Source organism: Paraclostridium benzoelyticum, from assembly GCF_001006285.1.
Taxonomy (GTDB): domain Bacteria; phylum Bacillota; class Clostridia; order Peptostreptococcales; family Peptostreptococcaceae; genus Paraclostridium; species Paraclostridium benzoelyticum.
Genome location: NZ_LBBT01000023.1, coordinates 1 through 3,390 on the forward strand (window position 1 = coordinate 1; position 3,390 = coordinate 3,390).

General features: G+C 26.9%; 3 protein-coding genes. 2 read left to right on the plus strand and 1 reads right to left on the minus strand.

The annotated features are described in order from the left end of the window. Positions 1–99: 99 nt before the first annotated feature. Positions 100–1,695, plus strand: a complete 1,596-nt coding sequence (locus VN21_RS01405) for a Na/Pi cotransporter family protein (protein ID WP_046821692.1) — start codon at positions 100–102, stop codon at positions 1,693–1,695. A gap of 151 nt (positions 1,696–1,846) precedes the next feature. Then, positions 1,847–2,341, plus strand: coding sequence for a hypothetical protein (locus VN21_RS01410; RefSeq protein ID WP_046821693.1), 495 nt, complete (start codon positions 1,847–1,849; stop codon positions 2,339–2,341). A 25-nt stretch (positions 2,342–2,366) separates the two neighbouring features. Here the strand turns inward: VN21_RS01410 and pdaA are convergent, their stop codons facing one another. Beyond that, positions 2,367–3,230 carry a delta-lactam-biosynthetic de-N-acetylase gene (gene pdaA, locus VN21_RS01415; RefSeq protein WP_084821892.1) on the minus strand — a complete coding sequence of 288 codons (864 nt, stop codon included), beginning with the start codon at positions 3,228–3,230 and terminating at the stop codon, positions 2,367–2,369. Positions 3,231–3,390: the final 160 nt, after the last annotated feature.

Consider the following 3,390-nt stretch of genomic DNA (forward strand, 5'->3'; position numbering starts at 1 on the left):
AAATTTATAAATTGTTAAAGTATATAAAATCTAAAAAATTAACACAATAATAATTAGTCGCTTTATTTATGTCAATATAATCATTAAGGAGGTTTTGAATTGGATATAGCTATAAATTTAATTGGCGGATTAGGGTTGTTTTTATATGGTATGAATTTAATGGGTAATGGTCTCCAAAAGTCAGCAGGAGAGAAGTTAAAGAAAATTATAGGCTTACTTACAAGTAATATATTTATGGGTGTTTTAGTTGGTACAGTTGTAACAGGAATTATACAAAGTAGTAGCGCAACTACGGTTATGGTAGTTGGATTTGTAAATGCAGGTATAATGAGTTTAACACAAGCTATAGGGGTAATAATGGGAGCTAATATAGGAACTACTATAACAGCTCAATTAGTATCATTTAATCTAGAAGGTTTAGCTCCAATAGCTTTAGGTATTGGGATTGTTTTGTTTTTATTTGCTAAAAAAGCAAAGATAAAAAATATTGCAGAAATATTAATTGGATTTGGGATATTATTTACTGGTATGGAGTTTATGAAAGATGCAGTAGGACCTTTAGCTGAGTATCAAGGATTTAGAGATGCGCTTGTATATTTTGGACAGCACCAGTTTTTAGGTGTTTTGGCTGGGTTTGCTATTACTGGAATTGTTCAAAGTTCAAGCGCATCTATGGGGATGTTAATAGCACTAGCAACTCAAGGTTTAATACCTATAACATCGGCACTACCAATATTATATGGAGATAACATTGGGACTTGTGTGACATCTTTATTATCTAGCATAGGTGCAAATACAAATGCGAAAAGAGCAGCGGTAATGCATTTGACATTTAATATTATAGGAACCTTATTATTTATATTGATTTTAAATAAACCTATAGTTGCATTAGTAACGAGTATAAATCCTGGGGATGCAGCAAGACAAATAGCAAATGCACACACTTTATTTAATTTAATAAATGTTATAATTTTAATTCCTTTTGCTAAGTTTATAGTTAACATAGCAATTAAATTAGTACCAGATAAAGAAACAAAAGAAACAAAAGAAACAAAATACTTAGATGAAAGAATGTTAGAAACACCATCTATTGCATTAGGAAACGTTGTAAAAGAAATTGTAAGCATGGGAAATCAGGCGAAAGAAAGTTTAAACAATGCTATAAACTCATTTTTAGATCAAGATAATGAAAAAGCTCTTAAGTGTTTAGAACAAGAAAAAAATATAAATAAATTGCAAAAGCATATTTTAAACTATTTACTAAAATTATCTAAATGCCCACTAGATGATAACGAAAGAGAATTAGTTGATCTAATGTTTAACACCGTAAATGATATAGAAAGAATTGGAGATCATGCTGAAAATATTGCTGAATTAGCTCAATCATCTATGGATTCTAGTATAAATCTATCTAGTAAAAGTCAAACTGAAACTAAAGAGATATACGATAAGGTTTTACTTAGCATAGAGTATTCTATTAAAGCATTACAAGAAAATGATAAAACTTTAGCTCAGAAAGTTTTTGAAATAGAAAATGAAGTAGATGCTATGGATAAATCATTTAGATCAAATCATATGTTAAGATTAAATCAAAATAAATGCAGTGTTGATTCTGGGGTTTTATATTTAGATTTACTTAGCAACTTAGAAAGAATTGCAGACCATTCTTTAAACATTGCACAAAGAGTGATATAAAAACAAGTAAGCTTAAAGGCTTGCTTGTTTTTTAGTTTAAGAATATTATATTAAGGAAATTTTTTATATATTTAAGAGTGTACAGACATTAAACCTAAGATATGTTTAATATAATTTATAAAAGACTAATTATATCTTAGGAGGAATCGGCATGATAATAGATGCAATAGAAGTAAAAGTGAAGAAAAATGATGTGAAAAAATTTGAGAGAGATAATATACCATTGATGAGTAAAGTTATACAATTAAACCCTAGGATAAGAAATACAACCCTTAAGTACATAGAGCATAAAGTTATAACTTATGATATAGTTATTAAAATAAAAGGTAAGAGTATATTTAAACAGGAAATAAATAGAAGCAAAATTATAATGTTAGTAAATACTCATACTGGTTTTTCAAAATCTATAACTAAAGCTCCAGATACATATAAAGTAAACATATCTAAAAATAATATAAAAAAATCAGAAATGGATGAAGTTCATATGTTAGAAAATATAAAAAATGAAATGATTAAAGTAATAAAAAATAATGTTATAAACAGCAAATGTCATATACATGATATAAAAGTTTTAGATATTAAAAGCATATATAAACCTTATTGGGTAGGGACATACAATGGAAAATCAGTATTACTAGAAGCATAAAAAAGCAGATATAAAATATCTGCTTTTATTTATTTTCTAAAATTTTTAAATCAGTATTATTAGAGGATTTTTTCTTTGTAAGATGATCTAAGCTTTTTATTGTATAACCCTCTTGTTCCCAATGAGTTAAAACATCATCTAATATATCTGCATTTGTTTTAGAATTAGGATGAAGAAGTAGTATTGCTCCAGGATGAGTTCTAGAGAATATTTTTTCTTTAGCTTCTTTATGACTAGGTTGTTTATCTTCATACCAGTCTACATAAGCAAAACTCCAAAATATAGTGTCATAACCTAATTGTTGAGTATACTCAAGCGATTTTTCACTGAATTTACCCATAGGAGGTCTAAAATATTTAGGCATTTCTTTTCCTGTTATTTCTTTATATCTATTTTCTACAGTTACAATTTCTTCTTTGAACTTATTGAAGTCAGTTATACTAGCCATAGAAGTATGGGACTTTGAATGATTACAAACTAAATGTCCTTCTTCAGTCATTCTTTTTACCATTTCAGGATTTGATTTTAGGTAATGATCTACTACGAAAAAAGCAGCAGGAGCATTATGTTTTTTTAAAGTGTCTAGTATTTTTTCTGTATTTCCACTTTCATACCCTGCATCAAAACTCAAATATAATACCTTTTCATTTGGATTTCCTACATAGTAAGCATTATACTTTTTAAAAAATGAAGCTTCTTTAATAGGTGTAGGCTGTTTTCCGTCATTTCTTGGATTAAAGTACCAACTATATTCTCTAGTTGTTGGATCTGTATTTAGTATTTGAGTTTTAATTTTATCAAATAAATCAAGCCTACCACTAATTAAAAATCCTGAAATTATAAAAAATACAATTATAAAAAAGGAGTTTCTTTTTTTTGATTTTTTCATTTTATCACCTCTATAATTTAAACGTTAATTATATTTTTTACACATTATCCAAATATAATCTATGAAAAAATAGGATAAATAAATAAAAAATTAGGAAATAATATATTAAGATATGGAATTCAAAGGAGATAAATATGAAAAAGATAATAATAATATTTAC